We start from the raw sequence: 18,246 nt of genomic DNA on the forward strand, positions 1-18,246 counted from the left end.
TCCTGTCTTTCCCGTCTTTCCACATTCCAGTAACCCCAGTGAGGAGAAATGAAATGTTACGGCTTGTCATCTTAGGCTGCATCGCCTATTTGATTACCGGGCTCGGCCAGCTCGTCATCGGCTCAGTCATGGAACCGATGGTCCATGCTTACGGCATTGAATACAGCGACGGCGGCCAGCTCGTTATGCATCAATTCCTTGGCGGCATGGTAGGCATACTGTTCGCGCCATGGCTCATTGCCAAACGAGGCAAAAAATTCGTATTGCTGCTTTCCATCGCTTTTATCATCATTCCTGAATTTCTCTACTCCCTGCTCCCGCCATGGGGCATTATGCTGACTATTGCTCCTTTTGCCGGGATAGGACTTGGCATGACGGAAGCGGTCGTCGGCTCGCTCATCATCGGCTACTCGGGGGAGAAAGCCAACACGGCGATGAGCCGCGTCGAAACATTCTTTGGCGTCGGCGCGCTGCTCATCCCGTTCGCTGGCGCAGCGCTGATTCAAGCTGGCCTGTGGAAGCTGTCCTTCACCTTCGTCGGCATCCTCTCCGCCATAACGTTCGTACTATGGCTTATCTGGTGGCCGAAGCTGCTCGACCGTCCAGCCGCAGGAGCAACGGCAGCGGCAGAGATAGCCGCCTCTGCGAGCCACGACATTCCTGCGGGCAGCAAAAAGACCTCGAAAGCGCAGATGCGCATCATTCTTATCTCCTGCGCGCTGTTCTTCTTCGTCTACGTTGGGCTTGAGATGAGCTATATCAACTACTTGCCTTCACTGCTAGTGAACACGAACGGCTTGCCTGAATCATCCGCGACGCTCGCCATCAGCTTGTTCTGGGGCGCTATGGTCATTGGGCGGCTAATCTCCGGTCAAATTGCGGACCGGATCGGCGGTTCGATGTACCTGATCGTCACCTGCCTCGTCTCGGCGATTCTGTTCGTGCTGATGACCGTATTTACAGGTGTCGTATCTGCGTTCATGCTTGCTTTTGCCGTCGGCTTCATGATGTCAGGCATGTTCGCGATTGCACTCGTCTTCGCCAACCGGGCGACGCCTGGCGTGACTGAGCGGACGACCAGCCTGCTCATGGCATGCGGCGGTATTGGCGGCGGGCTGCTGCCTAAAGGAGCCGGCTGGTTTCTCGACCAGCACGGACCGGATTCGGTGCGCTGGCTGTTCGCCGGTACAGCTCTGCTCTTGCTAGCAGTCATTCTATGGGCGTCTGCTTCTGCTCGCAAACATGCTTCCGCTGCAAGCAGCACACAATCAATCACCCAAACCTTTCACTAAGAACCAGGAGGCACACATACGATGACGATTAATCATGCTATTACACGCCGCGGACGCGAGCTTCAGCAGTATACGGCGGAGCTTACAATTGACTCTGCACAGCTTGATGCCTTCTGGGAAAGAGCGCTGCAAGCTTACGAGAACAAGCCGCTCTCCATTCAGCGCGAGCGGCAGGAGTCTCCTTTCCCCCATATTACAATCGATAAATTAACGTATAAAGGCTATGACGAGACGCCGATTCACGGCTGGTTCATGGTGCCGCACGCACCTGATGCCGAGAGCACATCCTCGTACCCGACCATTGTCACTTTCCCAGGCTACACCGACGATAAAGGCTACCCCGAGCGCTACGCGCAGTGGCTGCTGCTCGGCTATGCAGTGTTTGCTGTCGACGTGCGTGGTCAAGGAGGCGAGACAGGCAACTTTATGCCGGAGCAGACTGGCTCCATCAAAGGCTGGGTGTCCAGCAACCTGCTCGTGCCAGAGGGCTCCTACTATCATGCTCTTACGATGGACGCGGTGCGCGCAGTCGATGCGGCAGCGGCGCAGCCGGAAGTCGATATTACGAAGCTTGCTACTGTCGGTGGCAGCCAAGGCGGCGGTCTTGCGCTTATCTCAGCCGCGCTTAATCCGAAGGTAACCGCCATTATCGCGGACATTCCGAATATGTGCAACATGGACCATGGCGTGCTCCATTCGAGCAGTTCACTGGCAGAGATCGCCCAGCACCTGAAGCGTTACCCAGAGCGAACTGAAGCCGTGCTGCACACGCTCGCCCACTACGATATGCTGAACCTGGCTTCGCGCATCAGCGTGCCGGTGCTCATGTCGGTCGGCTGGAAAGATAGCATCTGTCTGCCGGAGACGATCTACGCGGTTTATAACCGGATTACGTCGGAGAAACTCATCTACGACTATCCGTTCAGCGGCCATGAAGTAAGCGAATATCAAAATAGGGAACGGATCGCCTTTCTCCGGAAGCATTTTAGCTAATTTTTGACAAACTAATTGGTGCATAACCTGCCTCCATCCGCTATAATCGAGATAAAAATAAGTTTCATAGATCGGTTATGAGAATCAATAAGAGCCTTTCGTTTACGCTGCCTGAAAACTGCCGGAAACAGAGGTTCTTTTGTTCTATTTGGCATAATAGACTCACTTTAGGGAGGCGGTATGTCCATGAAACAATCGATCGTCAAATGCCCAGGGTGCGGCTTGCTGCTCCCTAACCAGTACTTCGCCGAACCGGCGCGCTTCCATGCCTCAGGCGAGTGCAATGAGCTCTACAATCAGCTGTCGTTCTACACGACTTCGCACGGCAATCCGGAGTTTATCCATCAGCTCGCGCTAGACTGCTACGGCGCACAGCATTCCGGCGGTTACACAAAGCCGATTACGACCGCATTCTCGCTTATTGGACTTTACTTGGTAGAAGAGCACGGTTTCACCGGCAAACAGGTGCAGCAGGTACACATGTCGCTTGGCCGAAGCCAATCCTCATGGCCGGAGCTTACCCCGCCGAAGACGAGCGCGTCGATCACGGTGCAGGATGTGCTGAATGCAGAAGCAGGTGAAGCACGAGACGCTATGATTCGTACATGGGTAAGCGCAGTATGGGCCAGCTGGGCGCACGCCCATGACTGGGTCAAGGAAGCTGCGCAGCCACTCATTTAATAACAAAAGGTCACTTGCAGACAGCGATTAGCTGTCCGTAAGTGACCTCTTTTCTTCCTTGAAGAACAGCTTCATCATCGGCGGTGTCACAATGGTCGTTACGAGCACCACCACGACAATAACCGCGAACATGCTCTTCGAAATAAGCGCCTCTTCTAGGCCGATCGACGCGATGATGAGCGCCACTTCGCCGCGCGATACCATCGCAGCGCCTATGCCGAGCGCCGGCTTCCACCCGAATCCCGACAGCTTGGCGCCAACCGCAGAGCCGGCCAGCTTCGAGATAATCGCAATGAGGCTAAGTACGATAATAAGGACGTAGCTGCTGCCCGTCAGTCCGTGAAACTCGACCGCAACGCCAATCGACGTGAAGAAGACCGGCACGAAGATCGAATAGCTGATGCTCTCTACCTTTTCGAAGATTTCATGCTTGTAATGGGTCACGCTAATTGCAACGCCTGCAATATAAGCACCAATAATATCCGCAACACCGGTATACTCGGCAAAATAAGCATAGCTAAAGCATAGGACAAGCCCCGCGGAGATGACCGTTTCCGTGACACGCAGTGAAGAGAAGCGCTTCAAGAACCAAGGTACGGCCAGCCAGCTGAACAGCAGCGCGACCGCAAAGAATAGCCCTTTCTTCACGATAACCAGGCCGAGATTGACGTCCCCGCCGGTGAAGCTCATGACGAAGGCGAGCGCGATAATGACGACGACATCATCAATGACCGCCGCGCCTAGAATGGTCGATCCTTCCGGCGACTTCAGTTGGCCCATCTCCTTCAGTGCCTGCACCGATATACTGACACTCGTAGCGGAGAGCAGCAGACCTAGGAAAACCGCCTCGGCACTCGTCATATTGAGCATGGTTCCGGTTAAATAGCCAAGCCCGAACGGTACAATAATGCCGGAGAAGCCGACGTAGGCTGCAGACTTGCCGGTACGCTTGAACTCTGCCAAATCCGTCTCGAGGCCCGCTATAAACATGAGCAGGATGACACCGATTTTGCTAATTTCTTTCAGCACTTCCGTCTCATGAATAAGGCCAAGCATAGTCGGTCCGAGCACGATACCGATCAGCAGCTTGCCGAGCACGGAAGGCTGGCCAAGCCTAACGCTAAGATGGCCCGCCAGCTTGGAAGCAATTAGAATAATAACAAGTTGATAAGTGAGCATGCCTTATACTCAATCCTTTCCCATCAGATACAGGAGGTTACGCAAAATGGATTCCGAACAAATTATTGCCATGATCGCCGAGAAGCTTCGGAAGGTGCAGGGCATCGAAGCCGTCGTCCTTGGCGGCTCAAGAGCCAACGGCACGCATACTGCTGCTTCAGATATTGATATTGGTATTTATTATAGCAATTCGGAAGCGATTGACCTAATTGCCTTACGGGCGGCTGCATCGGAGATTCATGATGACGGGAATGCTGTCTTGACCGATATCGGCGGCTGGGGGCTCTCTGGGCTATCCGCGTATGCTGCCAAGCTGGAAGCATCGCTGCTGCAGCTTCATGCAATCATTCAAGAGACGCAGCATCTGATACAAGCAAACACATTTTAAACAATTATCACCACACTTCCTAAACACCTATTGCCTATAATTTGATTCAAAGAGATTGGATCAATGCCAAACAAAGGGGTTGCTTTCGATGTGGTTGTTAAACAATGTTTCATTAAAGAAAAAGCTTAGCGGTTTGCTTCTTATCCCGCTGGTGCTGTTTATAATCATCTGCCTTTATTTGATTCAAAGAAACAATGCGGATTTGAATGACATGAAAACCTCGATGTATGACGTCACGGACCAGTCGACATCGCTCATCCTGAATGCGGACCGTGATATGTATCAAGCGCTCGTCGCTTATCGGTCGATCGGCACCGGCCAGCTGACGGATGAAGAATTGAAGCAGCAACAGCAGGACCTAAGCGATAATATCGCACAGGCGGCCGAGCGTGTTGGCAAAGCTGGCCAAATTCTGTCGGACAATAACCTGCTGGCTCGCGAGCATCCGGAGTCGCATACCACCGTAAAGCAGAACCTGGACAAGTTCTCGGACAATTTCGCAGCTTGGTCGGGCAGCGCAGCAGGCCAGAAGAGCGATATTGCAAAGTTTGACGCGGCCCGCGAAAGCTTGAATGAGCTTGGCGAGTATCTGGACAATTATGCAATCTCGCAAGCGGAACTCATCCAGAAAGCAAACAAGGCGTCGAATCAGTTCATCTATATTCTCATCGCCTTGCTCGCGCTTGCCATTGGCCTCATCGGCTTCGGCGTCATTCGGCGCATTACGAGATCGGTTGATACGATTTTGAGCCGGACGAAGCGCTTCGCCGAAGGCGAGCTGCAAGGAAGCGCACAGACGGTTCATGACAAGGACGAGCTCGGCAGCATTGCACAAGCCATCGATACGATGGCGGATGGACTGCGCCAGCTCATCAGCCAGGTCATGTCCGCGGCGGACCGCGTAACGAATGCCGCATCGGAGATTTCCGCCACAACGGATGAAGTGGCACGCGGCAACATGTATCAGGCAGAATCAGCCCAGACCGCTGCCGAAGTCGTTACGCAGCTATCGCAAGGCGTGCAGCAGGCGCAGCTTCGTGCGCAAGAAGCGACTAAGTTGACGGTGGGCACGAACCAGGATGCGATCAACTGCAGCAAGACGGTCAGCGAGTCTCTCGCCAGCATGAACAATCTATCGCAGCGCATGTACGCGCTTGAACAGGATTCGAGCCAGATCGGCAGCATTATCGAGGTCATTGACGAGATTGCCGAGCAGACGAATCTGCTCGCGCTGAACGCAGCGATTGAGGCGGCACGGGCCGGCGAACAAGGACGCGGCTTCGCGGTCGTCGCTGATGAAGTGCGCAAGCTGGCGGAACGCAGTGGAAACGCGACAAAACAAATCTCGTCCATCATTACCGGCATGCAGCACAGCACGCAGGAGAGCGTGAAGGCCATGTCGACGACTGAAACGCTGTACCGCCAAGCGGGCGGCGCGCTGGAGAGCATCGTGCATCGCGTCGGCGAAGTCACACAGCAGACGAAGGAAATCGCCGCTTCGAGCGTTACGCAAGCCGCGCAGTCGGAGGAAGTGATGAAACAGATCGAAGCGATTGCTTCCATCAGTCAAGAAGCTGCAGCATCCGCCCAGGAGACGGCGAGCTCTTCCCAAACGCTCGGAACGCTTGCGAATCAGCTTACCGCTGTCGTACGGAAATTCCGCATCTAATTTATAAAGGCCGGACCCTATTCTTACGAGTAGGCTCCGGCCTTTCTTTATGATCTTCGCAGCAGCTCGGCTGCAAGCCGCCGCACCGCACGGAAGCGCGATTCGCGGCCATGCGCCGCAATATAGCTGTAATCCACAAGTGTCACACCGGCATCCTTCATCGCTGCATGCATATCATCATCAAGCATAAGCCGATACTCCCATACCCGCTTCTCCCAGTGCGGGATGGAAGCAACCATCGCCGGATCATCGATTCCCGGATGAATGTAGGTCTCGCTTATCCCTTCGGGCAGCTGGTACAGCTTGGCTATGATCTCCTGCTTGAAGGACTCGTATGTCTCCCCATCCACGATCTCGAACGGATGAGACAGCAAGTAATCCGGCAGCGCTACGCCGAGCGTTCCTGCCAGCGCGGACGCTTTGCTCGCCGCCCGCTCCACGCCGTCAATTGTCGCGAGCACGTCGTCCGCATGAACACGGCGAAATATCCGGAATGGCACCTTCCATTTCGCGCATCGCATCAGCACCTGCGGAATATGACTCCGCCCGGAAGCAATGCCGTATAAGCTGCCCATGTGATTGTCGGCATGCGTAATCGTAATGCCATGTCCCCGGACAAGCTCATACTGAGCATCCAGCTCCTTCATGACCGCTTTCGTATTCGCGCCGCGCTCGAACTCCAGCACCGACTTATACATATAGCCTTGTTCGTCATGCAGTGATTCATCGCCGGTCAGGCTCCTCCACCGAAGCGCGTCGAATTCGCTTGTCAGCGTGAGATGCAGCCCGATATTGGACTGCCCCCGCTTCCTGCACCATGCCGCCGCCTCTTCGAAGCCAGGCGCAGGCGCCATTAGCGTAGCGGATGATACTCGGCGCTCCTCGAGCAGATGCATAATCGCTGCGTTCATTGCCGGACTTTGGCCAAAATCATCGCAGTTGATGACCAGATACTTCATGACGCACTCCCCTTATCCCCGCCACCACGGTGCAGCCGGATATACGCCGCTGCCCGACACGACCGTCTCCCCGATGTGTGGCGCAGCTATGGTAACTCCTCGTTCCTTCGCAGCCTTCATCGCCCGTTCAATCGGATCGTACCAATCATGGAACGCGAGCGTGAACGCGCCCCAATGAACCGGAATGAGCAAGCGCCCCTGCACGTCCAGATGGGCTTGCACCGTCTCCTCCGGCATCATATGAATCGCGGCCCATCGCTCGTCATACTGCCCGCACTCCATGAGCGTCAGGTCGAATGGGCCGTACCGCTGCCCAATTTCCTTGAAATGCGGTCCATAACCGCTGTCTCCACTGTAGAACACCTTATGGCGTTCACCGGCAATGACCCATGAACTCCACAATGTCGAATTGCGGTCGAGCAAGCCTCTGCCCGAGAAATGCCGCGCTGGCGTACACGCGAGCTTCAGCTGAAACAGCTCCAGCTCCTCCCACCAATCATGCTCCGTAATCTGAGCCGGATCAATCCCCCAGCTGCGAAGTCTGCTGCCTACGCCGAGCGGCACGATGAAGCGGTTCGTTTTCTGTTGCAGCTTCAGAATGGAGCCTTTATGCAGATGATCGTAATGGTCATGGGATAGAACAATGGCGTCCAGTTGCGGAAAATCCTCCGGTTCGAGCGGCAGCGAGCCGCTATAGCGTTTGCCTCCGAAGATCGGAACAGGCGATGGCGATTTCGCAAACATCGGATCGAACAGCAGCCTCCGCCCTTCCAGCTCCAGCAGGAATGCGGAATGTCCGAACCAGGTTGCTTGAGGCTGATCAGCCTCTGTCCTTGCGGGGAATGCTGCCTGCTTGAACGGAATCGGCTGCGCCGGATTGCGCAACGAATTGCCTCGCACCGTATCGCGAAGCATGCTGACGATTGATTTAAAGCCCATCTCCATATTCGTCGGAATGCTGTTGATGTACTTGCCTCGCTCTTTCTTCGATGCCATGCGTACTCGTTCCCCTTCGCCGCTTATGTAATGGTCTATCGTTTTTTATCCCATTATAGTACAATTCGCTCCTTCAGAATAATAGGTCAGCCCCTGCAAGGGGCACAGGTATGCTACACTTAAAGGCAAACAGGCTGCAACAAGGAGAATCGACTACAGATGAAATTCGTATCATGGAATGTAAATGGGCTGCGCGCCTGTGTGACAAAAGGATTTTATGATTATTTTGCCGAGGTAGACGCGGATGTGTTCTGCTTGCAGGAGACGAAGCTGCAGGAAGGCCAGATCGAGATGGAGCTTGGAGAAGCGTACAAGACCTATTGGAACTATGCCGAGAAGAAGGGCTATTCGGGCACGGCCGTCTTCACCCGCGTGGAGCCGCTATCCGTGCGTTATGGCATGGAAGAGGATTATGAGCCGGAAGGCCGCTTGCTCACGCTCGAGTTCGAGGGCTTCTACCTCGTTAACGTCTACACGCCAAACGCCAAGCGCGATCTATCGCGGCTGGATTACCGGCTGGAATGGGAAGAACGATTCCGCCGCTATCTGGTGGAGCTAGACGCGAAGAAGCCTGTCATCCTATGCGGCGACCTGAACGTTGCGCATGAGGAAATCGACTTGAAGCATCCAAAGCCGAATCTCGGCAACTCCGGCTTTACATTGGAGGAGCGCGAGAAGATGACGCTGCTGCTCGGCGCCGGCTTTACCGACTCTTTCCGTTATTTCTACCCGGACCGTACAGATGTTTATTCATGGTGGTCGTATATGCCGAAGGTGCGTGAGCGGAATGTTGGGTGGCGGATTGACTATTTTGTCGTCTCCTCCAAACTCGAGCCCGCACTTGTGGACTCGCAGATCGACTGTCACGTTATGGGCAGCGATCATTGTCCCGTTGTACTCACGATAAATGAGGAAGCGTTATATACAAAATAACGATAAACCCTTAGCAAAAAAAGCCGGGTGTTCACTGTCACATAACGTTGACGAGGGTACTCCCGGCTTTTTGGCATACCGTGTTAGCTGTCCGTACCTTCCCATTCCAGCATGAAACGCGTAAGATATGCCTCCATATACTTGTGGCGCTCTTCCGCAATTTGCTTCGCAGCTGGCGTATTGATGCGATCCTTGAGCTTCAGCAGCTTCTCATAGAAATGATTAATCGCCGTATTTCTTCCTTCGCGGTACTCCTTCGGCGTCATTTCGTCACGAGGGGCAAGCGAGGGATCATACATGGAGTCACCCTTCCAGCCGGCATAGGTGAAGGTCCGCGCTACGGCAATCGCTCCAATCGCATCGAGCCGGTCCGCATCCTGCACGACTCGTCCTTCAATCGTCCGCATCGGCGGGTTCTTGCCCGCATTGTAGGACATAGTCGAGATAATCTCCATCACATGCGCATTGACCGCTTCGGTAATTGGCTGTCCGTTCAGCCAGCTGCTCACTTTAAGAAGCCCCGCCTCCTTCGACGGATTCAGCTTCTCATCTGCAACGTCATGGAGCAGCGCGGCGAGGACGCATAGAAACACATTCGCGCCTTCCTGCTTCGCGAGCCGCTCCGCCATCCGCGCGACACGGTGGACATGCCACCAATCATGGCCTGACGTATCTCCGCCAAGCTCAGCGCGGGCCAGCTGCTCCGCCGCTTCTAGAATATGTTGCTGCTCCATCAGCTCTGCCCCCTTGTCTGCAGGTCGCGCCATACTTTCTTATTGCTATACTCCTTCGCCGAGCTTATATCTTGCCCGAACCAGTCCGGCGGCGTAAACGCGAGCGCTTCCGCTTCGGACTTGAATTCAACCTCCAGCACCGTCAGCTGAATCTGGTCGTAAATGTCGATTTCAATCGTCGTCGTATCGTTCCAGCGCGCCGTAATGCGGTTCTTCGTCAGCGGAATGGCCTGAAGGGCTTGCATCACCTGCTCATAGAGACCTTGCGAAATATCGTATTCAATCTCTTCCCGAACGAGACCGCCTCCGGATTTAAACGTGTGCGTAAAATGCACGGTGTTCGTCGCCAAATCAACAATTCGGCGCACTCGCAGCTCCTGACCATCCGCAATGGCAAGATAGGTCTGTTCGATGCGCTGCTCTAACAGAATGACAAGCTCGCCTGATTGAACAAGCGCCTCCGGGTAGGCAGGCAGCAGAAATTTGCGTTCGACTTCAAGTGCCATCTTCTTCTCTCCTCTTAAGATACTTTTAGTCCAATGGAATATAGCTATTATAGCCCAAATTGATTCCCACTCCATATTCTGGCACACTAAAGAGGTGTCCAATTCTCCCTAAGGAGTCGATCGCTTGTGAAAATCACTTATCATGGTCATGCATGTATTCAAATTCATACCAGGGACAAATCTCTGATTATTGATCCCTTCTTGACTGGCAATCCAGCCGCTGTACTTACGGCAGATTCGATTAAGACTGACGCTATCCTGCTGACGCACGCACATGGCGATCATATCGGCGATGCCGCGCCAATCGCAACTGCAAACGATGCTCCAGTAGTGGCCATTGTCGAGCTTGCCACGTATATGTCCTGGCAAGGCGCGAAGACAATCGGCATGAACATGGGCGGAACCGTTGATCTCGGATTTGCTAAAGCGAAGATGGTCCAAGCCTTCCACAGCTCGGGCATTGTCGATGAGGCAAACAAGCAGATTCTGTACGCAGGCATGCCGGCAGGCTTCCTCGTATTTGCGGAAGGGCTGACCATTCTCCATGCCGGCGACACGTCGCTCTTTGGCGATATGAAGCTGATTGGCGACCGCCACAAGATTGATGTCGCCTTCGTTCCAATCGGGGACCACTATACAATGGGGCCGGAGGATGCGCTGCAAGCGGCAGAGTGGTACAACGCGAAGCTGGTCGTGCCGATCCATCACAGCACATTCCCGCCAATTAAGCAGGATGCCGAGCAATTCGTCAGCCAGCTCGAAGCACGCGGCCTACAAGGGAAAGTAATGGCTCCTGGCGATGAGCTTCATGTAGGAGGATAAGAAACCAATACCAATAACGTCCGTTCCGGCTGCCGATTCGGCTTCGAAACGGGCGTTTCTTTTTGTACCCAAGTATCTATCAAGTATCTATGCCAAACCGCCGTTCGCCTTATAATCGGTAATGCCATACATCGCTCTAAACTGCTCCATAGTCAGGCTAAGCTTACCGTCCTTGTTCAGCGGCAGCTTCACATCAAGCGTCAAGAAATTGCGAATCATCTGGTAGTTCTCATCAAGCAGATATAAGTACATATGACCAATGACGAATCCATTCACAACTTCGCCGCTAACCGCCGCACGTTCTCTCCGCACGTCCCCGCCGATCATTCCGTATCGTAATAGCCGCGGATGTAATCCTTGTGCGCATCGCCGTAGTATTTGACGCGAACGTCCTTCATCACGCCCTTCTCGACCACGGTCTGGTCGATCACATTCAGGTAGGACGGGTGCTCGGCTTCAATGGTATAGGTGCTAAGCTTCTCATCATGCCAGATGACCTCGGTTTGCTCTGCTTTCTTTACCTCGGCGTCCGTCAGCAGCTTCCCCTTCAAATCCGTTTGATACTTCTTCTCCTTCACCTGCTTGCAGGTATTAAAAATATAGTCATGAGTCTGCGCATCCGCAAGCGAAGTGGCAGGAACAATCATCTGGAAGGCACTGATGTCGAAATAGACAACGCCATTGATGAGCTGTACCGGTTCTGCGAGCGTCAACGTATGCTTCAGCATCGTGTACGACTTGCTGCCCACCTTGAAGGTGCCTGATGGTTCGCGTCCTTCAACACTTTATATGTACTGTTCTTTACTTTCTCGATAACCTTCACGCCGCCAGCTTGGAACATTTCGCCTAGAGGGACAAGCACTGTCTCGCCCTTCAAAATCGGTTCGTGTTTGAATACGACCCGTTTGTTGTCGATCATAATAATCGGCTTGCTCTTCGCTTCCTTCGCAAACGCCATGACCGGCATTACCAGCAGAAATACCATTACCGTTAATCCTAACTGCCACCATTTTTTCATCATGCTGCCTCCGCTGTTTGTATAATTAGGAACATACATCTGTTCATTATAGCGGAAACAAACCCCAGGTAAAATTATGTAAATGTTGGCAACTCTATTTTGTTATACTACTATTACAAAATGACCTGCACATGACTAGGAGTGACATCGCCGATGCCGGATTGGTCTTATCAAACGTTGTTCCGCCCCCTCTTGTTTCGCCTGCCGGGGCGGATGGCACGCACGCTTACACTTGGCGCGATCGGCACGCTCAGCCGCTTGCCGCTAGGCTCCTTCGTCATCCGTACGCTCGGACATATGGAGCCCTCGCCGCTGCTGCGCAGCAGCATTGGCGGGGTGGAGCTGCCCACTCCCGTCGGTCTCGCGGGCAGTGTCGATCCCGCCGGAACTGCTACCCTAGCGATGGCGCAGCTCGGCTTCGGCTTTATCGAGCTCGGCCCGATTATGGCCAAGCCTACGCTCGGCGCGGCCGGTGGGACAAGCGTTGCCGCTACGCCGATCATGCTCGATGCCGCGCGCGAGCGCATCGTCTATCCGGCGTACGCGGAGAACGCCGGCGCCGCTGCGGCAGCCGCCCGCCTCGCGAAGCCGGGGCACGCGCTTGCGCAGCTCGTGCGGCTGACGCCGCAGCCGGGAAGCACGCCGGAGCAGGCGCTCTCGCAGCTGCTGCCAATGATGCGACAGCTGCGGCAAGCAGGAGCTGCCGGCTTCTTCGTGGATGCGCTGCAGCAGCCGCTTGATCCGCAAGGGACCGTATGGCTGCTGGAGCAGCTTCGCGCCTCTGCGCGCGCGGATGACGATCTTCAAGGAGCGCTTCTGTTTCTATATATTCCTCATGACGCGGACGAAGCTCGCCTTGTCGAAATACTTGATGCTACCGAGTTAGCAGCATGGACAGGCGCGGTCATTGGCGAATCGCGAACGGTGGATTCAGGGGAGCTTGTGCTCGACCTGCATGACCGGCAATCCTGCCTTGCGAAGCTGAAGCTCCTTCGGGAGCTGGCGAGTCCTTACTCTGACTTCACACTAATCTCTGCGGCCGGCAACTATGAGCCGCAGGATGCTCTTGACGCAATAGCTGCAGGCGCCTCCTATGTCATCCTCCATGCCGGGCTTGTCTTTGCCGGTCCGGGATTGCCGAAGCGCATCAATGAAGCGCTTGTGCATGAGAAGACGAGGCTGCTTCCCGCTCCGCGGCCCGTGCCCTTCTGGCGGCATTGGGGCTGGATGTGCCTGCTCGGCATCGGCATGATCTTCGGCGGGCTGCTCGCATGGATAATCGCCGCCACCTCCGTGCTGCTTCCTTATGATGAGGCATTCCTCGGCCTGAAGCGTAGCGCGATCCATCCTATCAATCACCGTTTGCTGCATTTCATGTCGCATGACCGGATTACGCTGGCTGGCACGATGATCTCGATCGGCATCATCTATTATCAACTGGGCCGTTACGGGCTGCGGCACAGCTTGCATTGGGCGCGCATGGCGCTGCTAGTATCGGGCACAGTCGGCTTCTTAAGCTTCTTCCTCTATCTCGGCTATGGCTATTTCGACCCTCTGCACGCCGTGGTCGCACTATTGCTATTGCCTTTGTTTCTGCTTAGCATGCGCCGGAATCCCGACCAGCCGTTCCGGGGACCGGTCAATGTCAATAATGACGCCGTTTGGCGGCGAGCCATGCGGGGGCAGTGCTGCATGGTCGTGCTCGGCTTCGCGCTCGTCATTGGCAGCGTTACGATCTCGGGGTTCGGCATAACGACTGTATTCGTACCGCAGGACCTAGCTTATATGGACACAACCGCCGCTCAGCTGCAAGCGGTGAACCCACAACTCGTGCCGCTCATCGCCCATGACCGGGCCGGCTTCGGAGGTGCACTGTTCTCCGATGCGCTCGCACTGCTGATGATGTCTTTATGGGGACTCCAGCAAGGTCAGCGATGGTTGTGGTGGACCTATCTGCTCGGCGGCGCGCCGGCCTTCATCGCCGCGTTCTCGGTTCATATGCGTATCGGCTATACCGACTTCGTCCATCTGTCGCCAGCCGTCTTCGCTCTCGCGCTCTATATAGGCGGGCTTGTGCTGCTTTACCCTTATCTAATGCCTAGAAGAATGAGGCACCTGCATTGACTATTTTGCGATAGCTTACCACTGATCGCTGCATAGAGCGCTCCGTAACGGAGCGCTCTTGTGACAAGCGGTGTTGGAGGCAATCGCGCTCGTACCGGTAACTCAGCAAAGCGACGGCACCGTTGAAGGCGCAGCGTGACAACAGGCAACCAGAACGGGACGGTTACGCCAATACTCGCCAGCGATGAGATTCGTGTCGTCTTGACTTGGGGCGAGACCCCGACTGACCTTGACTCCCATGTTACAGGTCCAAGCGGGACCGCTGACAGATTCCATGTCTACTATCCTGCGTCCTACAAACATTTTACCGATGCAACATCAAGCGTCGTTCTCGATGTCGACGACACGACCAGCTATGGACCGGAAACGGTTACGATTACAAACATTCAAAGCGGCTCCTATCACTACTCCGTGCATGATTACACCAACAGATTCTCCGGCGATAGCGCTGCGCTGTCCAGCTCCGGAGCCAAAGTAACGGTGTACAAAGGCTCGAATGTGCTGAACACCTTCTTCGTTCCAACCAATACACAAGGAACACTCTGGCATGTATTTGATTTCGTAGACGGAGTCGTTGTTCCTGCGAACACGATGTCCTTCCAGGTCGACCCTTTCACCGTTCAGTAACGAGCGGCATGAAGAAGCCCCGCCTTTATCGAGAAGGCGGGGCTTCTTATCTTCGGTCGGACTGCCTCCCGGCTAACGGCACGTAAACACCTTATTGAGCCAAATATCGCGCTCAAAATATTGTAACGGACTCTAGAAGCGTTATTATCCACTTTCGCAGTCAAAAGAAGCTCATTTCTGCGGAATAGTGTCTCTGAGATTCGTTACATTCCAAAATCACGCCATTTGTGCCAAATGACACTCCTGGGTACCGTTAGCGACCGTTTGAGAGAAGCCCCGGCCCGACTTCACTAAGAAGGCGGGGCTTCAGGTTTACTTTACTCTACTCCAGGTACATCGCTTTCAGCTTCGCACGCTCTTCCTTCGTCACGCCTAGACCTTTCTCGATGAACGCGTCGATGGAGCCGTACTTCGCTTTCATTTCATCGAATGCAGCTTGCAGGAATTCCTTTTGAACGCCCATCAGAGCTGACATCGCCTTGATTACGTTCTCGTCAGGAATTTGCTTCTTCAGCGCTTCAATTGTTGCTTTGTTCGCATCCGCACGGTAGAAGTTAGATAGCAGGTAATCGTTCATAACCGTTTGCTCATCTACACCAAGCGTCATCAGGATGATCGCAGAGCCTAGGCCAGTACGATCCTTACCTGCTGTACAGTGTTGAAGAAGCGCGATGTTGTTCGGATCGTTCAGCAGCTCCATCAGCTGCACATAGAACTTCGGCGCATCTACCATTTGCTTGTTGAAGCCTGCAAGCATTTGAACGGCAGAAGCCTCATCCTTCAATACACCCGACTTGATCATCGTGTTCAGATCAGCCGTGCTTCCTGGGTTGCCTTCGTCCGTACGAACATACTTCATGCCAGCGACTACAGGATCCTTCATTGCGTTTACTTCAGCATCCGTACGGTAGTCAACGTCTGTCTTGATATTCATACGCTTCACATACTCGAGGTCCTTCGCGGTCAGATGACCAAGCTCTTCCCCACGATACAGCTTGCCCCACTTCACTGTCTTGCCGTCTGCCGTCTTGTAGCCGCCAAGATCGCGGAAGTTGAATGCGCCTTGCAGATCTACTTTACGCTCTGCAGTTGTAATAACCGCGCCGTTGCCGCCTTTCACCGCGAAGTACACACGGTAGCCTGGCTTCGGATCCGGTGTTACAAAGCCGTTAAAGCTTGTATAGGTTTGCGCCAATAGTTTGCCGTTCTTCTCGATGTTGCCAGGCGATGTGCTCCAGTAAATTTTGGCTGCGCCAAGGATAGCGTCTGTCTTCCAGTGAATAACCATGCTGCCTTTCGCGCTCCGCTCTACGCTTGCAGATACGAATTGGCCCGCCTTCTTGGAAAGCGTAGGTACCGCTACTGCTGCTGATACAGAAGATGTGATGACGGACAATGCAAGTGCTGCACCTAACACTGCAGTTGTAGCTTTAAAACCTTTAGACACGGGTATTCCTCCTAGTAATTTATAATCAATAACTTGCTTGTCCTAACGATACGGTGCGGTTGTTATGCAAGCGTTAACACCTCGTGAAGATATCGTAAATCGTGCAACCTTTGCAAAAAAGCCCCTTCTCGCTGCCCATGAGCGGGCATCAAAAAGAGGCATTGTCCGTCCTAAAGTCTTCCGCGTGCTTAGAGCTGCGCGCGCCCTTCGGCGTCCGCAATTGCCCTGCCGCTGTTTAATCGCTGGCCGAGCCGCTGGATCGGCACGCCGGACAGAATGAGCAGCGCCGCGACGCCGTCGATGGCGCTAAGCTGTTCCCCAAGCAGCAGCATAATATAGAGCAGCGTTATGAACGGCGTGAAGAAGGTAAAGCTGGCAACAAGCGATGCCGTGGAATGGCGCAGCGCTTGAAAGTAGAGGAAGAATCCAAGCACAATATTGCACATGCTGAGCCAGAACACACCTGCGAAGTCGGATAAGCGAGGGAGCGCCGGCTCCGAGAGGGCGAACATGCCGAATGCTGACAGGACGAAGGAGACGACCGTCATGTATAACGTGCTCAGGAGCATATCCTGCTTATTGATTTTCACCAGATTCGTGAATAGCCCCCAACTGACCGCGGCCAGCACCGCCAGCAGATCCCCCGTCAAATTCGTGAGCCGTAGCGTGGTGAAATCGCCCTTGGTCGTCAGCAGCACCGTCCCCATGAAGCCCATTAGAACGGCAATCAGCTTGTAGCGGTTCATCCGCTCTTTATGAAATGGAATCGCGAAAAGAACAATGAAGATCGGGAACAGATAATTCAGCATGGATGCCTCCACAGCCGGGACACGGGTGAGTGCCTCCAGATATAGAAAGTCGTACAGAAACACGAATAAGCCGCATGCCGTCAGGAGCAGCAGCTGCTTGCTCGTCCATGCCGCTAGCGCTTTTAGCTTCCCTTGGCGGAACAAGGCGATCGCGAGGAAGGACAGCACGCCGACGCCATTCATATAGAATAACAGCTGGTAGCTGTCGAGCTGCCCGAGCACCAGCTTGCTAACTGCAGCAACCGAGCCCCAGAGCAGCAGAAGGATCGGCATTAATACGTATGGATTCTGTGAAGCGCGCAGCTTCTGAGTAGGTTGTCGTTCGCTCATCGTTACCCCACATTCATTGGTATGTAATTCTCCTATTGTAAAGGATGGCTGATGAGCCGTCTACGGGCTCTAAATAACCCTTGTATTCCCTAAAACGGTAGGTTATGATGATAAAGCTGGATTAATTGATAATGATTATCAATATTAATTAGATTGATCCGAGGGGGAACCATCTTTGAAACAACCGAATATCGAGGAGCTCAAAGAGCGGTACGCAGCGTTCATGAACAGCCGCAAGTCGCTTGTAATCAGTTCGCAGGATGAACAAGGCTTGCCATTCATCAGCTACGCGCCGTATGTCCAGTCAGACGGCAAGCTGTACATTTATATTAGCCGCATTTCGGACCATTACCGTTATGTCGAGAACAATGCACACATTCATGTCATGCTCATCAACGATGAATCAGCTTCGCCGAATGTGTTCGCCCGTGAGCGTGCGCGCTGGGTGTGTGAGTCGCAGAATCTTGGCAACGAGGGTCACGAAGAGATTTTCGCCCAGTTCGATGAACGGTTCGGCGACAAAATGATGGGGATGCTGCGCGGACTCGACTTCTCGCTGTTCGAGCTTACGCCTTCAAGCGGCTGCTACGTCGTTGGATTCGGCCAAGCATTCGATGTCGATCTGTCCGGCGAGCGATTGGAGCCTGTCGTCGTTGACCGCAAAGATAAATAAAACATATGGAAGTGTATCTACGATGAGTTATGAAGCTGTACTGCCGATCTGGCGGGTTGTCCGCGA

General features: G+C 54.0%; 20 protein-coding genes. 10 read left to right on the forward strand and 10 right to left on the reverse strand.

Going from position 1 to position 18,246, the window contains the following annotated elements; translation table 11 throughout:
• The first annotated feature begins 53 nt into the window (after positions 1 to 53).
• The 3 genes from AC0LWF_RS23730 to AC0LWF_RS23740 all read left to right on the forward strand — a co-directional run bounded on the left by AC0LWF_RS23730 (position 54) and on the right by AC0LWF_RS23740 (position 2,966).
• Positions 54 to 1,292 (forward strand): MFS transporter, encoded by a 1,239-nt coding sequence (locus tag AC0LWF_RS23730; protein WP_474654008.1) that lies wholly within the window; start codon positions 54 to 56, stop codon positions 1,290 to 1,292.
• Positions 1,293 to 1,313: 21 nt separating this feature from the next.
• Positions 1,314 to 2,285 carry an acetylxylan esterase gene (locus tag AC0LWF_RS23735; RefSeq protein ID WP_474654009.1) on the forward strand — a complete coding sequence of 324 codons (972 nt, stop codon included), beginning with the start codon at positions 1,314 to 1,316 and terminating at the stop codon, positions 2,283 to 2,285.
• A 186-nt stretch (positions 2,286 to 2,471) separates the two neighbouring features.
• Positions 2,472 to 2,966 carry a DUF5946 family protein gene (locus tag AC0LWF_RS23740; protein WP_474654010.1) on the forward strand — a complete coding sequence of 165 codons (495 nt, stop codon included), beginning with the start codon at positions 2,472 to 2,474 and terminating at the stop codon, positions 2,964 to 2,966.
• 27 nt (positions 2,967 to 2,993) lie between these two features.
• On the opposite strand, the gene AC0LWF_RS23745 is transcribed toward AC0LWF_RS23740, so the two are convergent.
• Entirely contained in the window at positions 2,994 to 4,145 is a 1,152-nt protein-coding gene (locus tag AC0LWF_RS23745; RefSeq protein ID WP_474654011.1) for a cation:proton antiporter, read from the reverse strand.
• 46 nt (positions 4,146 to 4,191) lie between these two features.
• Between AC0LWF_RS23745 and AC0LWF_RS23750 the strand changes: the two genes are divergently transcribed.
• Both AC0LWF_RS23750 and AC0LWF_RS23755 read left to right on the forward strand, forming a co-directional pair.
• Positions 4,192 to 4,533: a nucleotidyltransferase domain-containing protein gene (locus AC0LWF_RS23750; protein ID WP_474654012.1), complete on the forward strand. Its 342-nt coding sequence runs from the start codon at positions 4,192 to 4,194 to the stop codon at positions 4,531 to 4,533.
• Between the two features lie 88 nt (positions 4,534 to 4,621).
• The gene (locus AC0LWF_RS23755; protein WP_474654013.1) at positions 4,622 to 6,202 is read left to right on the forward strand and encodes a methyl-accepting chemotaxis protein; all 1,581 of its coding nucleotides are present in this window, start codon (positions 4,622 to 4,624) and stop codon (positions 6,200 to 6,202) included.
• Between the two features lie 47 nt (positions 6,203 to 6,249).
• Here the strand turns inward: AC0LWF_RS23755 and AC0LWF_RS23760 are convergent, their stop codons facing one another.
• Both AC0LWF_RS23760 and AC0LWF_RS23765 read right to left on the reverse strand, forming a co-directional pair.
• Positions 6,250 to 7,161 carry a polysaccharide deacetylase family protein gene (locus AC0LWF_RS23760; protein ID WP_474654014.1) on the reverse strand — a complete coding sequence of 304 codons (912 nt, stop codon included), beginning with the start codon at positions 7,159 to 7,161 and terminating at the stop codon, positions 6,250 to 6,252.
• A 12-nt stretch (positions 7,162 to 7,173) separates the two neighbouring features.
• Entirely contained in the window at positions 7,174 to 8,157 is a 984-nt protein-coding gene (locus tag AC0LWF_RS23765; protein ID WP_474654015.1) for an MBL fold metallo-hydrolase, read from the reverse strand.
• Between the two features lie 159 nt (positions 8,158 to 8,316).
• Between AC0LWF_RS23765 and AC0LWF_RS23770 the strand changes: the two genes are divergently transcribed.
• Entirely contained in the window at positions 8,317 to 9,090 is a 774-nt protein-coding gene (locus tag AC0LWF_RS23770) for an exodeoxyribonuclease III (protein ID WP_474654016.1), read from the forward strand.
• An 83-nt stretch (positions 9,091 to 9,173) separates the two neighbouring features.
• On the opposite strand, the gene AC0LWF_RS23775 is transcribed toward AC0LWF_RS23770, so the two are convergent.
• A complete protein-coding gene (locus tag AC0LWF_RS23775) occupies positions 9,174 to 9,824 on the reverse strand; it encodes an HD domain-containing protein (protein ID WP_474654017.1) in 651 nt (216 codons plus the stop codon).
• On the reverse strand, positions 9,824 to 10,330 hold the full coding sequence (locus AC0LWF_RS23780) for a CYTH domain-containing protein (RefSeq protein WP_474654018.1): 507 nt from the start codon (positions 10,328 to 10,330) through the stop codon (positions 9,824 to 9,826). Before AC0LWF_RS23780 ends, AC0LWF_RS23775 begins: the two co-directional genes overlap by 1 nt.
• A gap of 126 nt (positions 10,331 to 10,456) precedes the next feature.
• Between AC0LWF_RS23780 and AC0LWF_RS23785 the strand changes: the two genes are divergently transcribed.
• Entirely contained in the window at positions 10,457 to 11,152 is a 696-nt protein-coding gene (locus AC0LWF_RS23785) for a metal-dependent hydrolase (protein ID WP_474654019.1), read from the forward strand.
• A gap of 87 nt (positions 11,153 to 11,239) precedes the next feature.
• Here the strand turns inward: AC0LWF_RS23785 and AC0LWF_RS23790 are convergent, their stop codons facing one another.
• Genes AC0LWF_RS23790 through AC0LWF_RS23800 form a run of 3 tightly spaced genes read right to left on the reverse strand, consistent with a single transcriptional unit; the run spans position 11,240 to position 12,173 of the window.
• Positions 11,240 to 11,464, reverse strand: coding sequence for a hypothetical protein (locus tag AC0LWF_RS23790; protein ID WP_474654020.1), 225 nt, complete (start codon positions 11,462 to 11,464; stop codon positions 11,240 to 11,242).
• Between the two features lie 11 nt (positions 11,465 to 11,475).
• Positions 11,476 to 11,901 carry a hypothetical protein gene (locus tag AC0LWF_RS23795; protein ID WP_474654021.1) on the reverse strand — a complete coding sequence of 142 codons (426 nt, stop codon included), beginning with the start codon at positions 11,899 to 11,901 and terminating at the stop codon, positions 11,476 to 11,478.
• Positions 11,874 to 12,173, reverse strand: a complete 300-nt coding sequence (locus tag AC0LWF_RS23800; protein WP_474654022.1) for a hypothetical protein — start codon at positions 12,171 to 12,173, stop codon at positions 11,874 to 11,876. Before AC0LWF_RS23800 ends, AC0LWF_RS23795 begins: the two co-directional genes overlap by 28 nt.
• Positions 12,174 to 12,323: 150 nt before the next feature.
• Here AC0LWF_RS23800 and AC0LWF_RS23805 point away from each other — a divergent pair, with 150 nt between their 5' ends.
• Complete coding sequence (locus AC0LWF_RS23805; protein ID WP_474654023.1) at positions 12,324 to 14,294, forward strand: dihydroorotate dehydrogenase; 1,971 nt, start codon at positions 12,324 to 12,326, stop codon at positions 14,292 to 14,294.
• Positions 14,295 to 14,429: 135 nt separating this feature from the next.
• Complete coding sequence (locus AC0LWF_RS23810; RefSeq protein ID WP_474654024.1) at positions 14,430 to 14,921, forward strand: YfaP family protein; 492 nt, start codon at positions 14,430 to 14,432, stop codon at positions 14,919 to 14,921.
• A 322-nt stretch (positions 14,922 to 15,243) separates the two neighbouring features.
• On the opposite strand, the gene AC0LWF_RS23815 is transcribed toward AC0LWF_RS23810, so the two are convergent.
• Both AC0LWF_RS23815 and AC0LWF_RS23820 read right to left on the reverse strand, forming a co-directional pair.
• Complete coding sequence (locus tag AC0LWF_RS23815) at positions 15,244 to 16,368, reverse strand: tyrosine-protein phosphatase (RefSeq protein WP_474654025.1); 1,125 nt, start codon at positions 16,366 to 16,368, stop codon at positions 15,244 to 15,246.
• A gap of 188 nt (positions 16,369 to 16,556) precedes the next feature.
• A complete protein-coding gene (locus AC0LWF_RS23820; RefSeq protein WP_474654026.1) occupies positions 16,557 to 17,507 on the reverse strand; it encodes a DMT family transporter in 951 nt (316 codons plus the stop codon).
• Positions 17,508 to 17,682: 175 nt separating this feature from the next.
• Between AC0LWF_RS23820 and AC0LWF_RS23825 the strand changes: the two genes are divergently transcribed.
• Positions 17,683 to 18,180: a HugZ family pyridoxamine 5'-phosphate oxidase gene (locus AC0LWF_RS23825; protein WP_474654027.1), complete on the forward strand. Its 498-nt coding sequence runs from the start codon at positions 17,683 to 17,685 to the stop codon at positions 18,178 to 18,180.
• Positions 18,181 to 18,246: the final 66 nt, after the last annotated feature.

Source organism: Paenibacillus sp. sgz302114 (assembly GCF_056120345.1).